This is a genomic window from Algoriphagus aurantiacus (assembly GCF_035156405.1).
In the GTDB taxonomy this organism is placed as follows: domain Bacteria; phylum Bacteroidota; class Bacteroidia; order Cytophagales; family Cyclobacteriaceae; genus Algoriphagus; species Algoriphagus aurantiacus.
The window spans coordinates 194,989-214,819 of the sequence record NZ_JAXRUT010000007.1; the positions used below are offsets into that span (position 1 = coordinate 194,989).

Genomic DNA, 19,831 nt, shown 5'->3' on the forward strand with positions numbered 1-19,831 from the left:
TAAAGGCCCTCTTAAAAATTACTTCCGAAGTGAAAGTTAATTGAAGAGTAGCTAGTTATGAACTTAATTATTATTATAAAAAGTTAAATTCAAAAGCTTAATTATAGAATCCCCTTCTCAGGATGCCTTGCCGTCACGGTTCTTCCGAATACTTTTAGCTCTTCGATTTGTGCATCCATATTCCCGTCTGGATAGATACAAGGGCCGATCCCAGCTACTTTTTTCTTATAGTCAAGATAGCCTACAATTATAGGGACATTTGCTCCAAGTGCTATCTGATAAAATCCTGATTTCCATTTTTTTACCTGACTTCTAGTTCCTTCCGGCGTTACCATGACTACTAGCTCATCACGCTCTTTCAGCATAGAAACCATAGATTCTGTGTAGGTCTGTTTCCTACCTCCCGGAATACGTTTTCTATCTATAGCGATAGCACCAAGTCCTCGAAGCAACCAGCCTAAAGGCCCTACCATGACTTCTTTTTTGATGGTAAATCGCACAGGAATATCCATCAAAAAAAAAGCAGCCCTGGCATAAAGAATATCCCAATTAGAAGTATGAGGAATAGCGATAAGTACAGCTTTCTTTAATCCCTCGGGCCAGCTATTATTCAAAGACCAGCCTGAAACCCAAAACACAATACGCGACAGAAACTTCATCATGCTTTAACAGATTTATTACTTTTCCGAGCTAATTCCAAAATCGAAGGATTGTTTTCAATATAATTCATCGTGTGATCATACCCCACACCAAATAATTCAGAAGCCTTTTTAATATCAAAAACGCCATATCTTCCCAATCCTGGAGGCTCGATAAAATAGTCACATTTAGATTTTCGGCTGTACACGTTATAATTCATCGCCATGATTACTGACCTCTCGATCAGCTTTTTCATATTGCTTATATTGGTTTCTTCTGGAAGTTGATTGCAATTCACACCAATCACAAAATCGCAAATCCCGTCCAGCGGCTCAACAGGTAAATTGTTAAGCACTCCTCCATCTACCAGGTATCTGTTTCCTATGACTACAGGGTCAAACATCCCAGGAATGCAGGAAGAAGCCATTATTGGCCGAATCAATTCCCCTTCTGAATAATAACGGACTTTGCCTTTTTTAATATCTGTGGCAGCTACAGTCAAAGGAATCTGCAAGTTTGAAAAATTATCGTGATCCAGGTAGAGCTTAAATAGACTACCTACAGAATCCATTTTCAGAAATCCCGTCAAAGAAATTGCAGGCCTCAAAAACTTGAAGTAATTCGTCTCTACAATGATTTTAAGGATTTCTTCAGGCGTATAACCTTGACAGAACATTGCTCCTACTATAGCGCCAGCTGACGTTCCTGAGATATTTGTAGGATAAATACCTGACTCCGTGAGCGCTTTCAAAACACCCAAATGAGCAATCCCTCGCACACCTCCACCCGAAAGTGCTATTCCTATTTTCAACTTAGATTTCATCCAGCCTGAATGTTTGATCCAACCGAACTCCTTTGTCAGTCATTTTCACGGTGCAACACTCATTCACTGGATCATGCTCTAGAAATAAAATATATTCCTCACGAGCTGCTTCCTCCAAGAACTTGGCTTTTTCATCCATCGTAAGAAGTGGACGAGTATCATAACCCATCACATAAGGCAAGGGAATATGTCCCACAGATGGTAGTAAATCGGCTACAAATACCACGGTTTTTCCTTTATACTGGATCTTGGGAAGCATTTGCTTATCTGTATGCCCGTCAACTGTAATGAAGTCAAAACCTTGAAGAAATGATTTCTTATCTAAATCCAAATATTCCAATTGACCCAGTTCCTGCATGGGAAGAATATTCTCTTCCAGAAAAGAAGCTTTCTCTCTTGGGTTAGGGACAGTTGCCCATTGCCAATGATCTTTGTTTGACCAATACTTAGCTCTTGGGAAAGTCATTTCATATTGTCCGTGTGAACCATACTTCACTCCGCCTCCACAGTGGTCAAAATGCAAATGCGTTAGAAAGTTATCAGTAATCTGATGAGTGCTAACCCCTAGGTTCTTCAAACTTTTCTCTAATGAAGCATCTCCGTGAAGATAGTAGTGGGAGAAAAACTTTGCATCCTGCTTATCTCCTATTCCATTGTCAATTAATACGATTCTATTCCCTTCTACTGCGAGCAGAGATCTCATTGCCCATATACAAAGGTTGTTTTCGTCTGCCTGATTTGTACGGGACCAAAGCGTTTTGGGCACAACTCCAAACATGGCTCCTCCGTCCAGTTTGAAAAACCCAGTATTGACAATGTGTAATTCCATGATTTGAAAGAAAAATCCCGGACTTTGTAAGAAATCCGGGCTTAAAATATTTTACTCAACTACTACACCCATCGAGCAAAACTTGTCGATGCGTTGTTCTATTCTTTTCTCCGGTTTGATTTTATCTAATTCTTTCAAGGCTTGTAGAATTGCTTCCTTAAGAGTAATAGCCATTTTTTTCATATTTCTATGCGCTCCTCCCAGTGGTTCTGGAATAATCCCATCTACCAATCCATTGCCTTTCATGTCAATGGCAGTCAACTTCAATGACTCTGCAGCCTGCTCTTTGTAATCCCAGCTTCTCCAAAGAATAGTAGAACAATTTTCCGGAGAGATAACTGAATACCAGGAATTCTCCAGCATCATCACACGATCACCTATCGCAATACCCAAAGCTCCTCCTGAAGCACCTTCACCAATGATGATGCAGATCACAGGCACTTTGAGCATAAACATATCGCGAATGTTTCGGGCAATTGCTTCACCTTGGCCTCTTTCCTCTGCTTCCAAACCTGGAAACGCACCTGGAGTATCAATCAATGTAACAATTGGCTTACCAAACTTCTCGGCCATTTTCATAAGGCGAAGAGCCTTTCTATAGCCTTCAGGATTTGCCATCCCAAAGTTTCTCAGTTGGCGTTGTTTGGTGTTTCTACCTTTCTGCTGCCCAACAAACATCACTGATCGTCCGTCCAAATCTCCTAAACCTCCTACCATCGCCTTGTCATCTGCTACATTTCTGTCTCCATGCAATTCGACAAAATCATTTGTCATCTCATAGATATAATCCAGCGCATAAGGTCTGTCGGCATGCCGAGAAAGCTGAACTCGCTGCCAGCGGGTCAGATTTTGAAAAGTTTCTTTTTTCAAAGCAAGAATTTTATCTTCAAGGGATTCAATATCTGAACTTAAATCGATATTTCTGCCGGTAGCCAACTCCTTCATTTCCTGAAGTTTTTGTTCTAAATCAGCTATAGGTTTTTCGAATTCTAATACCATTCTGGTGATTTTTGGGAAAAACAAAGATAAGCATATACCCTTGGTAATGAAAATATTTAATGAGGAGCCTAATGTATAAATATTGATGAACTCAGAAAACACCTAAAACAAAAGTCCTGAATTTCTTCGATCAGAAGACTCGCAAAAAAGGACCTATTCATTAAGTTCCAAACTTTTATTCAACGCTTATCATTCAGTCTACTTGAGAATTTACGGCTTCGCTAAGCTTACAGCAATATTTCCGCTCGCTTAAACCACAGATTTCACAAGGCCTAATAAAAACTGGTGAAAATTAAGCCTCCTCAAGCCCATTAGAAGCATTGTGACGCATAACTGGTTGAATAAGAACCGGCTTTAGTCGTACAAATTGAATTTGGAATCAGACTACTGAATCCCATTATTTTAATTCCCGCAATGGGATAAAAATTCCCCAATAAGCTCTGGATATCTGGTGAATTTTTCAGTAAAGAGCCTTATCCAATTCCTTAGGGGGTTTTTGGCTAGATGGCATTAGGATTGAATTTCGGCGCTAATATTATATCAAACATTCAAATCCATTAAACCACTAAAATCATGAGTTCAATATTATATCTAATAGCGGTAATTCTTTTAATAAGCTGGGTAGTCGGCGTCTTTATCTACAGTGTAACAGGCCTTATACATATACTTTTAGTTTTTGCTCTAGTAGCTATTATTTTCAAACTGATTGGTGGTAGATAGAGCTTTTAGTTTGCACTTCCTTGGTATATCATAATCCACAATTGGAGACACCTTAAAACCAGATATTTAGCTGAGTTAGGGTATTTTCCATCACCAATGATTACCGCTCTCGGTATTCCTACCTTTGCAAATATTTCAGGATTCGCATAAAAGGAAAAATCACTCGAAATTACTGATCCTGTCTTGATTTTGATCAAGCGAAGTATGAATCAATTTGCGGGCAAGCCCCTTACTCTGCAACCAATAATCAAGATCCTTTGCTTCAGAATTCTCAAGCAGTTGTTTTGCTTTCCAATATTCTTTCACAAGTAGCTTTTGATCAAAGCTTACTTTTTCGAGTATAGTTTTATAGTAATTCAGAAAAGAACTCTTATTCATCTTTACACTACTTTTCGTTACAAATCATTCACACAAACTTTCGCCTACAATAGGGATGTTCCCCTGAAACTTTATAAAGACCTACTTTTAAAGTAGGCTTAGATGGCATAAAACACATCTTTTCTAGGATACACTAGTGTGGGTATCACTCACTCTGGAAAGTTTAATCTAAAAGGTATTTAAAAAAAGTACAGGCAACCGGCTTAAAGGCTGCCCGCACTTAGTTAGTGAATTTGAATTGTCCTAATAGGTTTTTTCTTTGCTTCTTCCCGCTTTGGAATTACCAGCCGGAGAATACCATCTTGATACTTTGCCTCAATTTTGTCATTCTCCACTGTATTTGGCAAGTAAAAAGATCTTGTAAAGGCACGATAGCTGAACTCTTTGCGAGTATAGCCTACACTTTCGTGATTATGATCCTCCGAATTTTCGGATACTTCAGCTTGAATGGTTAAGGTGTTATTATCGAGCTCCACCTTAAAATCTTCTTTTTTCATACCGGGAACTGCCATTTCTACCCGGAAATCATTCCCTGTTTCTGATATGTTTACCCGGGGTAACGTGTAGCTATCAGTTGTTCGTCCTATGCCGGAAGTATCAAGCCAATCAAACAAACCTCTGCCCGGAAAATCTTCGAACAAGGTCATGGCCGGGCTCAAACTGCTTTTTTTCATTAATGTGTTCATTGCTTTACATTTTTAATAGTTAAACAAGTAAACGCCCTGTTTCAAACATCCTGATTTTATTCAAGACTTTCGAATCAGGCTACTAACAAAAGAATCGCGATTCTAAGAGGCATAAAACAAGTCAAATGCCAATTCGAATTCATGTGAATTTTGTCAGTTTATCACTGAAAAAATGTTAGTTTTAAGAATCACTCCTTAAAAGAATGTTCTTTTTTTATGCTGAGGAGTTTGTTCTGATTCTTCCGGTAAATGATAATTGCTTTTTTAATTATCATGTCAAATAAATATAGATGACTGTAATTAGGTTAGCGCCAGTCATAATTAATTGAGGCAATTTAAGCCGTTCGAAGGAACACCAACGGCGACCAAACAAAGTCTGAGATTTACGCTAGATAGTCAACTCTATATTTTTTTGCCAAGATGATATCAACTCCCACTTCAGCAAATATACTAGTCGTGAAAAATACTTCTGTCAAAGAGGGATTATGAGTAGATGACTCAGTCTAAAAATGCTTACAGATTAATGTTTTTATACTGCTATGGGTAAACTTACAATACCCCCTGGCCCCTTTCTTAATTTCCTTTATTCTCAAAGGCACTAGTTATTCCTCAATTTGCAAGTGTGTACTTACGGCAATTCTGTTCCAGGCATTAATCGTGACAATAGTCATAATGAGGTCAGCAAGCTGGACTTCAGTGAATAGCCTCGATGCTTTATCATAAGTCTCTTCAGTTAATCCTTGATGATAAATTTGGGTGATTTCCTCGACCATCTCCAAAACAGTTTGCTCTTCCTCAGAGAAATAACCTACAGCTTCTCTCCAGGCACTGATAAGAAATATCCTATTGGCAGTCTCGCCGTTTTTAAGAGCTTCTTTCGTATGCATTGCTATACAGTAAGCACAGTTGCTTATTTGGGATGCCCGGATTTAATCAGATCTTTTAATGATTTTGAAATCTCAGTTTTAGCCAAATAGCCTTCTAGTCCAAGCATAGCCTTATATGCCTGTGGTGCTATTTCATTGATGTTGATTCGTTTTTCCATTACTTTTAGGTTTAAATTTTGATAACCCAAAGTTGAGATTCAGAAACCCGTCAAAAATTAATCTGGTTTAAGAAATACTTTTTCTCCTGATTTCGCTTAGATATTCGGGAGTAAAATTCAGATAGGATGCAATCAGATATTGGGGAACCCGCTGTAAAAATTCAGGTTGGCTTTTACTGAAATGATGGTAAAGTTCTTCCCTAGAATAGTCATACAGAAACTTAATCCTCATTTGACTTGCTGCAAAGGCTTTTTGGTAAACACAGCGAAAGTATTTCTCCAGTTTTGGATGAGCCTCTAAGAGTTTATCATAGTCATCTCGGTAAATTACCATCACTTCGACATTTTCCACTGCCTGAATGTAAAAATTAGTTTTAGTCTCATTCAAATAAGAAAAAGTATCCGTCAGCCACCAGTTTTCAATAGCAAATTCTGTAGTCTGTTCCACACCCTTTTCGTTGACAAAAAATTTGCGCAGAATCCCCTTACACACAAAAAAATTGGATTTACATGCCTGTCCTTCCCTTAAGAGATTTTTTTTTGGAAACGAAAAGCACTTTAAAATAGGACGATATTTCCAGAAATTCTTCATCCGTAATCAAAATAAATTTATCTAAATGGGCTTTTAATAGGTCGTTCATAGCAGTTTATCAAATCGCTGTTTTTCCCTTTGATTAAAATCTCGGAACTGGAACCAAGCAGTTCTGGGGGAGCCATCATATAAAGATGCATGGCTCTTCTAAATTGATCTATAGTACTTCTGCTCATCTACATCACCTTACTAGCCAGATATTTCTGCACTTCGTACACATCGATGCTTTTATTGAAACGCTTACTGACGGAAGGTATATTCTCGCTGGAAATCCAGATCTTTAATTCGGCATCTAAATCAAAAGTCCCTGCTGTCTCCAGAGAAAATCTAGAAATGCTCTTATAAGGCATAGACTTGTACTCCACTTTGCTTCCCGTGAGTCCCTGCACATCGATCACAATGAGGCGTTTATTGGTAAACATAAATGTATCCCGGATCAATTTAAACCCCAATTCGATCTGCTCTCCCTCAGCAAGCAATCTTCCATACTTCTCTGTCAACTTCTCTACAGAGACCTCACTAGCATTTCCCAGTATTTTATTGATTAAGCCCATTTGAATAATATTTTTGATTAATTGATTATATAAGATTGCGTAGCAAATTGTCTCCCTTGCTGCGTTTATTTTTAACCTAAGTTGTGAACCCAGAGTGGTCACAGTTTTATCTCTATTTAACAGCTTCTTTTATTAGAATTCCCTTGTCCACACTTTCATTGATCAAATTCTCTGCGTAGTTCCAAATTGATGTCGAACCATTTTTAATAGCTTTTTTCTTGTCATATACTTTTTGATACGGTACGTTAAATTCAGACCAAGTCCCACCATTATTTGAAGTATTTTGTAGAAGTGGCTCAAATCTGTCCATGGATTTTGCAAACTTCGCTTCATCAGTGATACCATTTTCAAATTCTTTCCAAATTGCTATAAATTCCTCTGCTTGTTCTGAGGGTAAAAGCCCAAAAATTCGTTTGGCTGCAATAAGTTCTTCATCGGTATTTGAATGGTTTTTTGTAGCGTCGTAAATGAATGTGTCACCTGCATCAATTTCCACAATGTCGTGGATTAAAACCATTTTCAAGACTTTGAGAATATCTATGGGTTTGTCCGAATGTTCAGCCAAAACAATTGTCATCATCGCTAAATGCCAACTATGTTCCGCATCATTTTCGTGTCTCTCGCTGTTGAATAGTTTAGTTTTCCGTTGAATGTACTTGAGCTTGTCAATTTCTTTTATGAAAGCTATTTGTTTGATTAAAATGTCAGTCTGCATTCTTCTATAATTTTTTAAGAAATTGAATCCTTATACGACCATCAAAATAGCCTTTTTAATCAATCTCCACTAGGATTAACCCATTTGGTTTTAGATCAGGTAGCCTATTTCTTAGCCTCAAGGAATGGGAACATAAATTCGCCAATTTCTATTGGATTTTGAACATTTCGAAGTGTGTATTTGGCTTCTATGCTATGCTATGTTTTGCACAAAATCATTCCAATACTGAAGTGTGCTGCATGTGATAATCGATCCCGAGAAAACAAAGTTGGCAATCGGTTACTTCTACTCCAGAGAAAGAATTGTTTCCCTAGATCTTTCTCCTGTCTTTTTTCTAATTTGAGTGGAAAGACAAATCCCATTTCTATGGACCTTTTTCCGCAATCATCCTCCGAGATTCAAGAATTTTTGAAAACCGGCATTTCAGACTCCGAAGCCCGTCAAAGGATGGAAGAGTTTGGGCCCAATGCATTAACCGAGAAAAAGAAAAAACCTGCCTGGCTTCTCTTTCTTTATCAGTTTAAAGACTTTATGATCGGAGTATTGATGGCCGCAGCCATTATCTCCGGGATCGCCGGGGAATGGACAGATGCAATTATTATCCTGGTAATTGTGGTATTGAATGCTGTTTTGGGTTTCACTCAGGAATTCAGAGCCGAAAAAGCCATGGAGTCACTCAAAAAAATGAGTGAAATCCAGGCTCAGGTAAAAAGAAAAGGGGAAATAAAAAAAATCCCGTCTCATGAACTGGTTCCGGGAGACCTTGTTTATCTCGAAGCAGGCAGTATGATTCCTGCTGATATGCAGCTACTGGAGGAGGTAGCACTCACAGTAGATGAAGCTAGCCTCACGGGGGAATCGGTTCCTGTGGAAAAGACCTCCCTACCCCAGCAAATCGATTTGGATTTGGAGCTAGAAAAGTCCCATCATCTATTCAAGGGCACGTTGGCCACCCATGGACGGGCTACAGCTATCGTTCTCAAAACCGGAATGGAAACCCAGCTCGGAAAAATTGCCGATATGCTCCAGGGAGAAATTCCTAAAACTCCCCTTCAGCAAAAGATGGAGAAATTTGGAAAGACCATTTCCTACCTGATACTGCTAATTTGCGGGATTATTTTTGGTTTGGGTTTACTGCGGGGAGAGGAAGCGGTTCCCTTATTGTTGCTCTCTGTGAGTTTGGCTGTGGCAGCGATTCCCGAGGCACTTCCAGCTTTGATTACCATAGCCCTTTCCTTGGGTGCGGCTAGACTTGCCAAACAAGAGTCCCTCATCCGGAAGCTTCCTGCTGTGGAAAGTCTGGGTTCCATTACCTATATCTGTACAGACAAGACCGGTACGTTGACCAAAAACCAAATGACGGTCATTCAGACAGAATCTGACTCTGAAAATCAATTTTCTCCAGATCAGACCGATTTGGATGTGGCTATGGCGCTTAACCATGATGCCAAAAAAGACCAGGAGGGAGATTTTGTCGGAGAAGCCACAGAACTGGCGTTAGTTCATTGGATCTGGGAAAAATTAGGCGAATCCAGCTACCGAAAACTCGAGGAACAATTTCCTAGGATAGGTGAAATCCCATTCGATTCGGAAAGAAAGCGAATGAGTACATTTCATCAGTTTGGGGATGAGGTACTGATTCTTTGCAAAGGTGCTTTTGAAGCTGTAGACGATTGTTTGACTAAGGAAAACCATCTGGAAAAAATCCCCCAATTGGTGGAGGATTGGGCAAGCCAAGGTCAACGGGTTTTAGCTTTTGCAGGAAAAGTAATCCCTACCTTACCTCCCAAGAGTAGCTGGAACCAACTGGAGCAGGACTTGGACTTTTTAGGGATCTGCGGAATGATAGATCCCCCTAGAGAGGAAGCCATTCAGGCCATACAAGAATGTAGAAATGCCGGAATCACTCCGGTCATGATCACAGGTGACCACCCCGAAACTGCAAAAGCCATTGCCAGACAAGTGGGAATTCTAGAAAAAGAAAGAAAAGCCATCACCGGTACTGAACTAAAGGAATTGTCCGATGTGGAATTTGAAAATCAGGTCGAGTCCATCGCTGTCTATGCGCGTGTCTCTCCAGATCAAAAGCTCAAAATCGTACAGGCCCTACTGGGAAAAGGACACTATGTAGCCATGACTGGAGATGGGGTTAATGACGCTCCATCTTTGCGAAGCAGTACTATCGGAGTGGCAATGGGAATCACGGGAACCGACGTGAGCAAAGAAGCTGCTGCGATGATTTTGCTGGATGACAACTTTGCCACCATCGTCAAGGCCATCCGGGAAGGTCGTAGAATTTTTGACAATATCCGGAAGTTTGTCAAGTATATCATGACCTGCAATGGCGCCGAAATATGTATTATAGCCATTGCTCCATTTTTGGGTTTACCGGTTCCACTTTTGCCTATCCATATCCTCTGGATCAATTTGGTAACTGATGGTGTCCCGGCTTTGGCTCTGGCTGGAGAAAAAGCAGAAAAGGACATTATGAACCGTCCTCCCAGACCACCCCAACAAAACCTGTTTGCCGACGGGGTCGGTTTTCATATCATTTGGGTCGGAATTTTGATGGCTGCCGTAGCCTTGTTTACTCAATATTGGGCAATCAGAAACGACTGGCATTGGCAGACCATGGTATTTACTGTGCTGGCATTTTCCCAACTTGGACATGTGATGGGAATTCGAAGCGATAGATGGTTCTTATTCCAAATAGGGATATTCAGCAATCCCACTTTGGTGATTTCCATTCTGATTACGCTGCTATTGCAGTTGGCAGTGATCTATGTTCCTTTTCTCAATGAAATGTTCCACACTTCTCCTTTGACCTGGGCCGAACTAGGTTTTAGCATAGGAATGGGATTAGTGGTATTCCATGCGGTAGAGGCTGAAAAATGGGTGAAGAAAATGCTGAAATAGACCTTAGACAGAAGCGGATAACCGACACACATGAATCATTACTTAGTTTGGTGAAAATTGAGGTTATAAGTCATCTAGCATTGATCAAAGTGCATACGTGCAGTTAGTATTCTTAAATTAATTGAAGCACCTTTTAAAAAAACTGTAAAAAAATATTTTTTAAGCTTTCTCTTCTTCATATTCGCATTCTCTCAATCGAAGCAATAACAATATGGCAACTACAAAATCATCGAATTTGTGGACAGTGAAGATTAGGTGAAGAATGAAGATGACAAACCTTCAAAAATCCGTTTAATGAGTTGACTCCCCAGACATAGAACGGAAAAGGCTTACCGAAAAGCAACTTCGCGGAAAATTCACATCGGAATATGTGCAAAATCTGCAGAATGAAAAGAAAGTCTTGCTAGAATATGATGTATAAAAAAAACCTATATGCAAAGGCTTTCACGTACGTTTATCTGGAGAATAGTTTCTTTCAGAATGCTTGTTTATAAAAATTAAATATCATGAAAAGCTGTTGTTTTGGTTATATATTTTAGAGAAGTGATTTGTATGGATGTTTGTTGTTTAGTATTAGTGGTAATTTATTGTTCAATACAGGAATAACCTCTGTCACTTATGCTTTTCAATTCACTTGACTTTGCAGTCTTCCTACCAATAGTATTTCTTTTATATTGGTTTGTCTTTAGAAATAGCCTGAAGTCCCAAAATTTTTTAATTGTATTAGCTAGTTATTTTTTTTATGGCTGGTGGGATTGGAGGTTTTTGGCTCTGATAGCTTTCAGTACTTTAGTTGACTATATTGTAGGGATACAATTGAATGAAGTTGAAGATCACTTCAAACGCAAGAATCTTTTGGTTTTTAGTCTTCTAGTTAATATTGGTTTCCTTGGTTTTTTTAAATACTATAATTTCTTTCTAGATAATTTTATCACTGCTTTCACATTTATGGGTATGCCGATACAAGCAAATACCCTGAATATTATTTTGCCTGTTGGAATTAGCTTTTATACATTCCAAACTATGAGTTACTCTATAGATGTATATAGAAAAAAAATTAGGGCTACGAAGGATTTGGTAGCGTTTTCAGCTTTCGTTAGTTTTTTTCCTCAGCTTGTTGCTGGGCCGATAGAGAGAGCAACCAATTTACTTCCCCAGTTTTTTGAACGGAGAAAGTTTGATTATTTACAAGCTACCGATGGATTGCGACAGATTTTATGGGGATTATTTAAGAAAATTGTGATTGCAGATAATTGCGCAGAATTCGCAAATACAATATTCAATAACTCTTCTGATTATGAAGGAAGTACTTTATTGCTAGGAGCAGTATTTTTTGCTTTTCAGATTTATGGAGATTTTTCTGGCTATTCTGATATCGCAATTGGAACTTCAAGGTTATTTGGATTCAGTTTAATGCAGAATTTTGCATTTCCTTATTTCTCTAGGGATATGGCGGAATTTTGGCGCCGTTGGCATATTTCTCTTTCTACCTGGTTTAGAGATTATTTATACATCCCATTGGGCGGTAGTAAAGGAAGTAAAGGACAACAAATAAGAAACGTTTTCATCATATTCCTGATCAGTGGTTTTTGGCATGGTGCAAACTGGACTTTTATAGTTTGGGGTGCTCTGAATGCTATTTATTTTATTCCTTTATTGTTGAGAGGTAAAAACAGAAAACATCTCGAGACAGTAGCATTGGAGGAAAAATTTCCGAGTTTCAGGGAATTGTTTTCTATTCTAGGGACTTTTTCATTAACCGTATTTGCTTGGATATTTTTTAGGGCTGAGAATATGAGCCATGCATTAAGCTACATTGTTGGGATTTTTTCGAAAAAGTTATTTGAATTCCCTGATTTCTCAATATTCCCTGGAGCAATTACCTTATTGATATTACTAATTGGCTTTATTATGGTAGAATGGAAAGGTAGATTTGGTCAATATGGGATTTCTGGTGTACACTCAATCCCGAGTAAAGCATACAGGTGGTCCATTTATTCCTTGATTATCTTGATGATCAATATATTCGGGAATACTTCTGAAGAAATCGAATTTATTTATTTCCAATTTTAATAGTATGATGATAAAGCTGTTTCTCAAACAAGTTTCTGTTTTTCTTTTATTATTATTGGCGCTAAATTTTTTATTATTCTTTTTGATTAGAGGTTTTTATATAAAAGATTATGATGAAGTTGATTTAGGATATTCAGAATACTTACTTGCGGATTCTCATGGCACCCCTCTGGGTGATTTTACTGAAATCCATGATGTTCATAATTTCTCAGGTCAAAGCGATTCTTATCTTGATATGGAACGTAAGCTGAAATATCTTATACGAAATACCACTGTGAAAAAAATCTATATCAGTGTAGATGACCACACACTTTCACCAACAAGAGAAAATCAAAACAATTTGGATAGATCAGCATATTATACTGAAAAAGGAGATTTCCCAAGCTATCAAGAATTCATTCATGATAAGTACCTTCAATACTATTGCGTTTTTTTGAATGATAGGTACAGTTTGGTTATAAAGAATTTCATACAGTATGAATTGTTTAATTTTTCAAAGTGGGGTGGTGTTAGATCTAAAAGTTCTTGGGAGGATTTGTCCTTTGTAGAACAAGTAGAAATAAGTCAAGATCGAATAGATAATTACTTTGAATTTTCTTTTCCCTCAGTAAAAATGTCAAATTCCTTACGCAGGATTATATCTATTTGTAAGGCAGAAGATATTGAGTTAATAGGACTTAGGTTTCCATTGACCAAAACTTATGTTGATATTTTGGACAATGAAAGCTATGATGCAGATAGTGTATTGATAAACAATAATCTACCTATTGTTGATTTCGATAGTCTTTTCCTGGAACAGGATTACTTGTTTAGAGACATGGATCATTTAGATAGAGATGGCGGAGAAAAATTTGCAAAAATTTTGTTCGATAGTTTGGAAGATAAAGTTGTTCTTTGAAAATAGAGTCTTACCGACGTATGGGATGTTGAAGCTTAGTATCTGATTCTAAAGTGGTTTCAGTCCGCAGTAAGTATCTATTTCGGGGGTGTTAGCTTCAAAGCTATGGTTCATTAACCTTCTCTCTTTACTAGTCCCCATTTTTGCTAAATATGCGCTCGCTAAAATCAATCCTGAAGAATTTTAGTTTCAAATCCATCAATACTTACCCTATTTTTATTGTCCCAATAGTTTTCAATCCCCTCAGTTCCTTGCTTAGAAGACCATGCATTTAAGGTATTTCTCTCTTCCTTGAAATCCATGAATGGCACAGCAAAACCGCAGGAAGTTTGAACCAAGTCCACCTCCATCTCTATGATTTGGCGCGAACCGGTATTTTCAGGGAACAAATCTATGTACTCGTGAAACCTCATGTCTCGCTTATGATAGATTTGTGCCTGACCGTATAATCGTAGAATTAGTGGCTTGCCTTCAAATGCACAGAACATAACAGTCATTCTATTATTTCTAAGTAAATGTGCTGCAGTCTCATTTCCGCTTCCAGTCAAATTGAGCCAAATTATTTTATTAGTGTCAACAACCCGAAATGAGTCCGTACCCTTCGGGGAAATATTTACTCTACCTTCATCGGCAGCAGTACCTACAAAGAAGATTTTTTGGTTTTCTATAAATTCCTTCAATTCCTGCGTTATGGAATCCAGTTTTTTCCCCATTTGAGTTATAGTTTAATTGATCTTGCTGAATAGCTGTAAATTATCGTTTAAAATGGATATAATCAGAACTAATAGGTTCCATACCCAATTTCCGCATCAATAGGGCAATCTGTCCACGGTGATAGGTGGAATGATTAACCAGATGAATCAACACATCCAGGATCTTGCTTTCAAACCTGACTCCGGCAAAATTCTGATATGAAATTATTTCCTCTACATCCTTACTTTCTAACACCTTCTTGACTTCTTCATTGAGTCTCTCATTTCTTTCCGAAAAGGATGCAATTGGAAAATCGTCCCAAGGCTTTATTTGAGTTTTGTACTGATTGATCCGGTCTATCCAGACTTGTTGGGCATTTAAGATATGATTGGCAAGTCTGCAAAGCTCAGGGTCCAGCTGATAATCATACGACTTAAACTGCTTATCCAATTCCTTGTTTATCTGATAATTGTATTCGAAAAACTCCTTTAAAAATTCTTTCATAACTACATCTACTATATAATTTCATTCCAACCGTAACGGTCAGGAGCAAGCCCTGTTCTGATGTCCTGCAATTGTTTTTTCAAGGTAATAAAAAGACTGTTATTCTGAACCGAAGGGAAATAATCATGACCAATAATCCCAATCTTTTCTATGGGAGAAAATACTGCCGCAGTCCCTACTCCGAATGCTTCGATTTTCTTCCCCTCTTCAAAAGCAGCAATCAACTCCCGGTAACTGATTTTCCGCTCTTCTACAGGAATACCCAAGTCCCGTGCTATGGTCAAGATCGAATCCCGGGTAATCCCTTCCAGAATACTTCCTGACAAAGAAGGCGTGACCAGTGTTCCATCAATTACAAACATAAGATTCATCGTGCCGGATTCCTCCATGTATTCATGATGAATTCCATCTGTCCAGATCAATTGATCATACCCCTGTTGATTTGCTAGCTGGGTCGGAAGGATCGCCGCTGCATAATTCCCTCCGCATTTGGCATCTCCGGTTCCTCCTTCTACTGCCCGCACAAATCCAGTCTCTACTTTGACGCTGACATTTCCCTCGTAGTATTTGCCCATAGGCATACACACCACCATAAAGCGGTATTCTTTGGATCCTTTCACTCCCAGTCTGGGCTCAGAAGCAAATACAAAGGGACGGATATAGAGTGAAGTATCATTCAGGGATGGAATCCAGTCTTTTTCCAAATCAACCAACTGCCGGATTCCCTGCATAAACAGAGTTGCCGGAAGCTCAGGCATCCCCATACGAATTAGCGAGCGGTTGATTCGCTGATAGTGCTTATCCATTCTGAATATACTGATGTCTCCATTTGGCTGACGATAAGCTTTGAATCCTTCGAAAACCGTCTGTCCATAATGCAGACAGAGTGCCAAGGGACTTAGGGAAATCGTAGAAAAGGGCACAATTTCAGCATCGATCCATTCTGAATTGCTATAAATCGCCTGAAGCATATGGTCAGTGGGATTTTGGCCAAATACGATGTGGTCAAAATCAACTGCGCCAAGGCCTGAGTTTGGATTTTCTGTTACAGGTAATGAAGTAAAATCAATCATTGTTCTAGTGGTTTTGATGTAGAACAAATCTGAAAAAAGATTAGCAATGAATACAGATACAATTTTATTATTTTTGATAAGTACAGTTTAAATTTCAGACGTATGTCACAGCAATTTATCTATCAAGGCATAGCCCAGACCATAGAGCATAAAATCAAAAATCAAGTGTTTAAAATCGGAGACAAACTCCCTTCTGTCCGTGAAATCTGCAGAGAACAGGGGGTCAGCATGAATACTGCTTTGAATGCCTATTATCTATTGGAATCAAAAGGTCTGATAGCCTCCCGTCCCCAGAGTGGATATTATGTAACATATTCGCATCATAAATTCCCCGAAATACCCGAAATCAGCCAGCCTGTTCATGACGAAGGGGCGGACAAAACGGAGCAATTGATTGCCGATGTTTTTTCGGTTTTGGGAACGGAAACGAATGTGAACTTTTCGCTCGGAGTACCTACGCCAAAACTCCTTCCAATTGCAAAAATCAACAAGTCGCTTACCCGGGCAATCCGCGAAATGCCTCATAGCGGAATAATGTACGATAGCATCCAAGGGAATCAAAAATTAAGGAACCAGATAGCCAAAGGTTCTATCTCCTGGGAAGGCACCTTGACTGAAGACAATCTGATCACCACTCCCGGATGCATGGGAGCATTATCCTACAGCCTGATGTCTATTACGAAGAAAGGAGATGTACTACTGACAGAAAGCCCGGTATACTTTGGCGTTTTGCAGCTAGCCCAAAGTCTTGGCCTGCAAGTGGTGGAACTCCCTACCCATCCTGATACAGGAATTGATATTGACATACTAGAAGAAACACTGAAAAAGCAAAAGGCAGCAGCCTGCTTGCTGGTCAGCAACTTTAATAACCCCACAGGAAGTTGTATGCCTGATTCCCATAAAGAAGCAGTGGTTAGAATGCTGGAGCACCATCATGTCCCACTGATAGAAGATGATTTGTACGGGGACGTTTATTTTGGAAACAAGCGCCCAAAATCCTGTAAGAGCTATGATAAAAGCGGGAATGTACTCTGGTGCGGATCATTATCCAAAACGCTGGTACCGGGCTATAGAGTTGGCTGGATAGCCCCCGGAAGATTCAAGGAAAAAATAATCAGCACCAAACTCTACCAGTCCGTATCTTCTACCACCCTTGTTCAGGAAGCTGTCGGGAACTTTCTGGAAACAGGAAGATATGAAAACCATTTAAGGAAACTGAGACAGACGTTGCATGCCAATTCCATCCAATACCTAAAAGCCATAGGAAACTATTTCCCTGACGGCACCAAAGTGAGCAGACCCACGGGAGGTTTTTTGATCTGGATTCAACTGGATACCAAAGTAGATACGGCTATCCTGTTTCAGCAGGCTCTTAACTATAAAATCTCAATCGCACCGGGAAGAATGTTTACCCTACAAAATCAATACAGTAACTGTATCCGCCTGAGTTATGGGATGACTTGGGATGAGCGGATTGATCTTGCCTTAAAAACTCTGGGAGATCTTGCAAAACAAATGATTCTAAATAAATAGCATCATAGTCCTAAAGCTCCTCTTCATCTGCAAAGGAGAAGTACATATTTGAGAATTTCAGTCCGCCACTATAGATCAATGGATAAAAGTTATGTCTTCAAGATCATCCGCTTTCAATGGTTTGACCAAAAAGGAGGATACTTGGTTATAATTTTTTGATTTCATTTTATCTTCTGGGTCTACAGAAGAAGTTACTATATGCACTTGGAGATCTATATCTTTGGCTTCCAAGGATATCGCTTCTAAAAATCCCCATCCGTCCAACTCCGGCATATTCAGATCTAAAAAAATCAGATAAGAATTCATTGGGTTGCTTTTTAAATGGGACATAGCTTTAAGTCCATTTTCAAAAATCAATAATGGGGTATCAGGTAACTTCCTCCGGACTATTTTGGAATGTACGAAGTTAATCACCGGGTCATCATCAATAAGCAGAATTTGATCTACCATCTTTTACAGCCTCCGTCTTGTTAATTATTTCAAGAATTACATTGTCCAACTCTTCTGCTGAAGCAGAAATCAAGTCAAAAATTTCCCCTGTTGATTTGCCGCCACCCTCATGTTCCTTCATTAGATAAATTAAACTCAAAATTCTGGCAAGTGGTGCCCTGATCACATGGGATTGAAGCCAGGCAATTTCCCGAAGCTTCTCATTCTGTTTTTTGATTTTTTCCAGCTGTTCACGGGATGCCGTCACATCCAAAACCGATCCAACTGATCGTAAGGGTCTCCCCTTTTGGTCTCTGACTATAAAACATCGATCCACAAAATATGCGGTTGAACCATTTTCGGTAAGTACTTTATACTCTTTTGACCAAAAGGTTTCTTTCTTATTGTTCAAAGCTTCCTGAAATGAATTCCAAACATCTTCCACTTCTTGGAAAGTCATCCCACTGTACCAGGAATTTTCCTTTGAAAAAGGCTCATTGGCGTTGTAATTGATTAATTTACAATAACCGGGACTTCGGTTTATCATTTGGTTCTGGTGGTTTATTTCCCAGATCATTTCATTGCTGGCCTTNAAGGCTCATTGGCGTTGTAATTGATTAATTTACAATAACCGGGACTTCGGTTTATCATTTGGTTCTGGTGGTTTATTTCCCAGATCATTTCATTGCTGGCCTTTATAGCTAATTGAAAACGTTCATTGCTGAGAGCCAATTGCAATTCATATTCTTTTCTCTCAGTAATATCCTGAATTGTACCCTCAACCCTAATTGGATTCTGATTTTCATCTGTCAGCATTCGGATTTCCTGGTGAACCCACTTGATTTCGTTTGAGGCTGTGATTATTCGATTCTCAAAGCTTTGGACTTTACCAGGCTCAAGTTTATCGCTAGGATCACCTTCGATAAGATATCTATCATCGGGATGGAAAGTTTGAGTCACATTGTCCAAAGTAGGGACAAAATTGTCTGGGGTATATCCATAGATATGATATGTTTCTTCACTCCACTCTGAGAGATCAGTGGTAAAGTCTCTATACCAATAGCCAAGTTTTGCTATTTTTTGCGCAGTTTTTAGTTTTTTGTTGGAGGTGCAAAGTTCAATTTCTACCTTTTTTTGTTCAGTAATATCTTTGGCTACAGCAATGATGATCTTGGATTCTTGTATCACGGTCCCATTCCATACAAGCCATTTTATGTTGCCGTCCTTTGTCAAGAATCTAGCCTCAAACGGTTTAGGAGCTGCTCCACCAATCAATTCCTTAATTCTTGCCTGTGCCTTGGCCTTATCCTCTTCATGTAAAAAATGGAAAATTGATTTGCTAAATAATTCTGTCTTTTCATAATCTAAAAGCTTGGCAAACGCATTGTTTATTTTCTTAAGATATCCGTCAAAACCAAGTAACCCATGTGGGTCAGGTGAAATATTAAATAAACTACGATACTGTTCTTCGATGATCTTTTGCTTCACCACAGCTCCTATCTGCACACCTACATTGGTAAGCAATTTTATCTGAGCCAAAAGATCTTTTTTCTGACTGGAGCAAAGGCAGACAATACAGCCTAAGAATTCTTCATTATTCAAAATCGGAATTCCTATTGCTGTTTGGAGGTTGGCCAAATCGGCTAGTTTAGCCCTTAGAAAACTATCGTTATTTTTCAGATTTTCCAAAACACAGGTTTCCTGAATCTCCCATACCTGTCCGGGTAGTCCT

Annotated in this window: 22 protein-coding genes; 5 read left to right on the forward strand and 17 right to left on the reverse strand. The window is 38.9% G+C overall.

Going from position 1 to position 19,831, the window contains the following annotated elements; genetic code table 11:
- Window positions 1–101: 101 nt before the first annotated feature.
- Genes SYJ56_RS09555 through SYJ56_RS09570 form a run of 4 tightly spaced genes read right to left on the reverse strand, consistent with a single transcriptional unit; the run spans window position 102 to window position 3,290 of the window.
- A complete protein-coding gene (locus tag SYJ56_RS09555; RefSeq protein ID WP_323833797.1) occupies window positions 102–662 on the reverse strand; it encodes a 1-acyl-sn-glycerol-3-phosphate acyltransferase in 561 nt (186 codons plus the stop codon).
- Window positions 659–1,462, reverse strand: a complete 804-nt coding sequence (locus SYJ56_RS09560; protein WP_323833799.1) for a patatin-like phospholipase family protein — start codon at window positions 1,460–1,462, stop codon at window positions 659–661. The genes SYJ56_RS09555 and SYJ56_RS09560 overlap by 4 nt, the downstream gene beginning before the upstream one ends.
- Entirely contained in the window at window positions 1,452–2,291 is an 840-nt protein-coding gene (locus SYJ56_RS09565) for an MBL fold metallo-hydrolase (protein WP_323833801.1), read from the reverse strand. The genes SYJ56_RS09560 and SYJ56_RS09565 overlap by 11 nt, the downstream gene beginning before the upstream one ends.
- A gap of 51 nt (window positions 2,292–2,342) precedes the next feature.
- Complete coding sequence (locus SYJ56_RS09570; RefSeq protein ID WP_323833803.1) at window positions 2,343–3,290, reverse strand: acetyl-CoA carboxylase carboxyltransferase subunit alpha; 948 nt, start codon at window positions 3,288–3,290, stop codon at window positions 2,343–2,345.
- A gap of 573 nt (window positions 3,291–3,863) precedes the next feature.
- Here SYJ56_RS09570 and SYJ56_RS09575 point away from each other — a divergent pair.
- Window positions 3,864–4,010, forward strand: coding sequence for a lmo0937 family membrane protein (locus SYJ56_RS09575; RefSeq protein ID WP_323833805.1), 147 nt, complete (start codon window positions 3,864–3,866; stop codon window positions 4,008–4,010).
- A gap of 159 nt (window positions 4,011–4,169) precedes the next feature.
- Here SYJ56_RS09575 and SYJ56_RS09580 read toward each other — a convergent pair whose 3' ends face one another.
- The 7 genes from SYJ56_RS09580 to SYJ56_RS09610 all read right to left on the reverse strand — a co-directional run bounded on the left by SYJ56_RS09580 (window position 4,170) and on the right by SYJ56_RS09610 (window position 7,980).
- Complete coding sequence (locus tag SYJ56_RS09580; RefSeq protein ID WP_323833806.1) at window positions 4,170–4,388, reverse strand: hypothetical protein; 219 nt, start codon at window positions 4,386–4,388, stop codon at window positions 4,170–4,172.
- A 224-nt stretch (window positions 4,389–4,612) separates the two neighbouring features.
- Window positions 4,613–5,062 carry an Hsp20/alpha crystallin family protein gene (locus SYJ56_RS09585; RefSeq protein WP_323833808.1) on the reverse strand — a complete coding sequence of 150 codons (450 nt, stop codon included), beginning with the start codon at window positions 5,060–5,062 and terminating at the stop codon, window positions 4,613–4,615.
- Between the two features lie 614 nt (window positions 5,063–5,676).
- The gene (locus SYJ56_RS09590) at window positions 5,677–5,961 is read right to left on the reverse strand and encodes a carboxymuconolactone decarboxylase family protein (RefSeq protein ID WP_323833810.1); all 285 of its coding nucleotides are present in this window, start codon (window positions 5,959–5,961) and stop codon (window positions 5,677–5,679) included.
- 23 nt (window positions 5,962–5,984) lie between these two features.
- The gene (locus SYJ56_RS09595) at window positions 5,985–6,119 is read right to left on the reverse strand and encodes a hypothetical protein (protein WP_323833812.1); all 135 of its coding nucleotides are present in this window, start codon (window positions 6,117–6,119) and stop codon (window positions 5,985–5,987) included.
- A 67-nt stretch (window positions 6,120–6,186) separates the two neighbouring features.
- Window positions 6,187–6,612 (reverse strand): Crp/Fnr family transcriptional regulator, encoded by a 426-nt coding sequence (locus SYJ56_RS09600; RefSeq protein WP_323833813.1) that lies wholly within the window; start codon window positions 6,610–6,612, stop codon window positions 6,187–6,189.
- A 275-nt stretch (window positions 6,613–6,887) separates the two neighbouring features.
- Window positions 6,888–7,265 (reverse strand): PH domain-containing protein, encoded by a 378-nt coding sequence (locus SYJ56_RS09605; RefSeq protein WP_323833815.1) that lies wholly within the window; start codon window positions 7,263–7,265, stop codon window positions 6,888–6,890.
- Between the two features lie 112 nt (window positions 7,266–7,377).
- Window positions 7,378–7,980: an HD domain-containing protein gene (locus SYJ56_RS09610; RefSeq protein ID WP_323833817.1), complete on the reverse strand. Its 603-nt coding sequence runs from the start codon at window positions 7,978–7,980 to the stop codon at window positions 7,378–7,380.
- A 366-nt stretch (window positions 7,981–8,346) separates the two neighbouring features.
- Between SYJ56_RS09610 and SYJ56_RS09615 the strand changes: the two genes are divergently transcribed.
- The 3 genes from SYJ56_RS09615 to SYJ56_RS09625 all read left to right on the forward strand — a co-directional run bounded on the left by SYJ56_RS09615 (window position 8,347) and on the right by SYJ56_RS09625 (window position 13,867).
- Window positions 8,347–10,896, forward strand: a complete 2,550-nt coding sequence (locus SYJ56_RS09615; protein WP_323833819.1) for a cation-translocating P-type ATPase — start codon at window positions 8,347–8,349, stop codon at window positions 10,894–10,896.
- 618 nt (window positions 10,897–11,514) lie between these two features.
- On the forward strand, window positions 11,515–12,969 hold the full coding sequence (locus SYJ56_RS09620) for an MBOAT family O-acyltransferase (RefSeq protein ID WP_323833821.1): 1,455 nt from the start codon (window positions 11,515–11,517) through the stop codon (window positions 12,967–12,969).
- A gap of 82 nt (window positions 12,970–13,051) precedes the next feature.
- Complete coding sequence (locus SYJ56_RS09625) at window positions 13,052–13,867, forward strand: hypothetical protein (RefSeq protein WP_323833823.1); 816 nt, start codon at window positions 13,052–13,054, stop codon at window positions 13,865–13,867.
- Between the two features lie 167 nt (window positions 13,868–14,034).
- Here SYJ56_RS09625 and SYJ56_RS09630 read toward each other — a convergent pair whose 3' ends face one another.
- From SYJ56_RS09630 to SYJ56_RS09640, 3 genes are read right to left on the reverse strand one after another with little or no spacing between them, the layout of a single operon-like run.
- A complete protein-coding gene (locus SYJ56_RS09630) occupies window positions 14,035–14,580 on the reverse strand; it encodes a pyridoxamine 5'-phosphate oxidase family protein (RefSeq protein WP_323833825.1) in 546 nt (181 codons plus the stop codon).
- A gap of 40 nt (window positions 14,581–14,620) precedes the next feature.
- On the reverse strand, window positions 14,621–15,064 hold the full coding sequence (locus SYJ56_RS09635) for a DinB family protein (protein WP_323833827.1): 444 nt from the start codon (window positions 15,062–15,064) through the stop codon (window positions 14,621–14,623).
- Window positions 15,065–15,075: 11 nt separating this feature from the next.
- Window positions 15,076–16,137 carry a branched-chain amino acid aminotransferase gene (locus tag SYJ56_RS09640; protein ID WP_323833829.1) on the reverse strand — a complete coding sequence of 354 codons (1,062 nt, stop codon included), beginning with the start codon at window positions 16,135–16,137 and terminating at the stop codon, window positions 15,076–15,078.
- A 102-nt stretch (window positions 16,138–16,239) separates the two neighbouring features.
- Here SYJ56_RS09640 and SYJ56_RS09645 point away from each other — a divergent pair, with 102 nt between their 5' ends.
- Entirely contained in the window at window positions 16,240–17,670 is a 1,431-nt protein-coding gene (locus SYJ56_RS09645) for an aminotransferase-like domain-containing protein (protein WP_323833831.1), read from the forward strand.
- A 75-nt stretch (window positions 17,671–17,745) separates the two neighbouring features.
- Here the strand turns inward: SYJ56_RS09645 and SYJ56_RS09650 are convergent, their stop codons facing one another.
- The 3 genes from SYJ56_RS09650 to SYJ56_RS09660 are packed head-to-tail and all read right to left on the reverse strand — an operon-like array spanning window position 17,746 to window position 19,605.
- Window positions 17,746–18,120, reverse strand: a complete 375-nt coding sequence (locus SYJ56_RS09650; protein ID WP_323833832.1) for a response regulator — start codon at window positions 18,118–18,120, stop codon at window positions 17,746–17,748.
- The gene (locus tag SYJ56_RS09655; RefSeq protein WP_323833833.1) at window positions 18,095–18,646 is read right to left on the reverse strand and encodes a PAS domain-containing protein; all 552 of its coding nucleotides are present in this window, start codon (window positions 18,644–18,646) and stop codon (window positions 18,095–18,097) included. The genes SYJ56_RS09650 and SYJ56_RS09655 overlap by 26 nt, the downstream gene beginning before the upstream one ends.
- A gap of 26 nt (window positions 18,647–18,672) precedes the next feature.
- Entirely contained in the window at window positions 18,673–19,605 is a 933-nt protein-coding gene (locus SYJ56_RS09660) for a PAS domain-containing protein (protein WP_465038391.1), read from the reverse strand.
- Window positions 19,606–19,831: the final 226 nt, after the last annotated feature.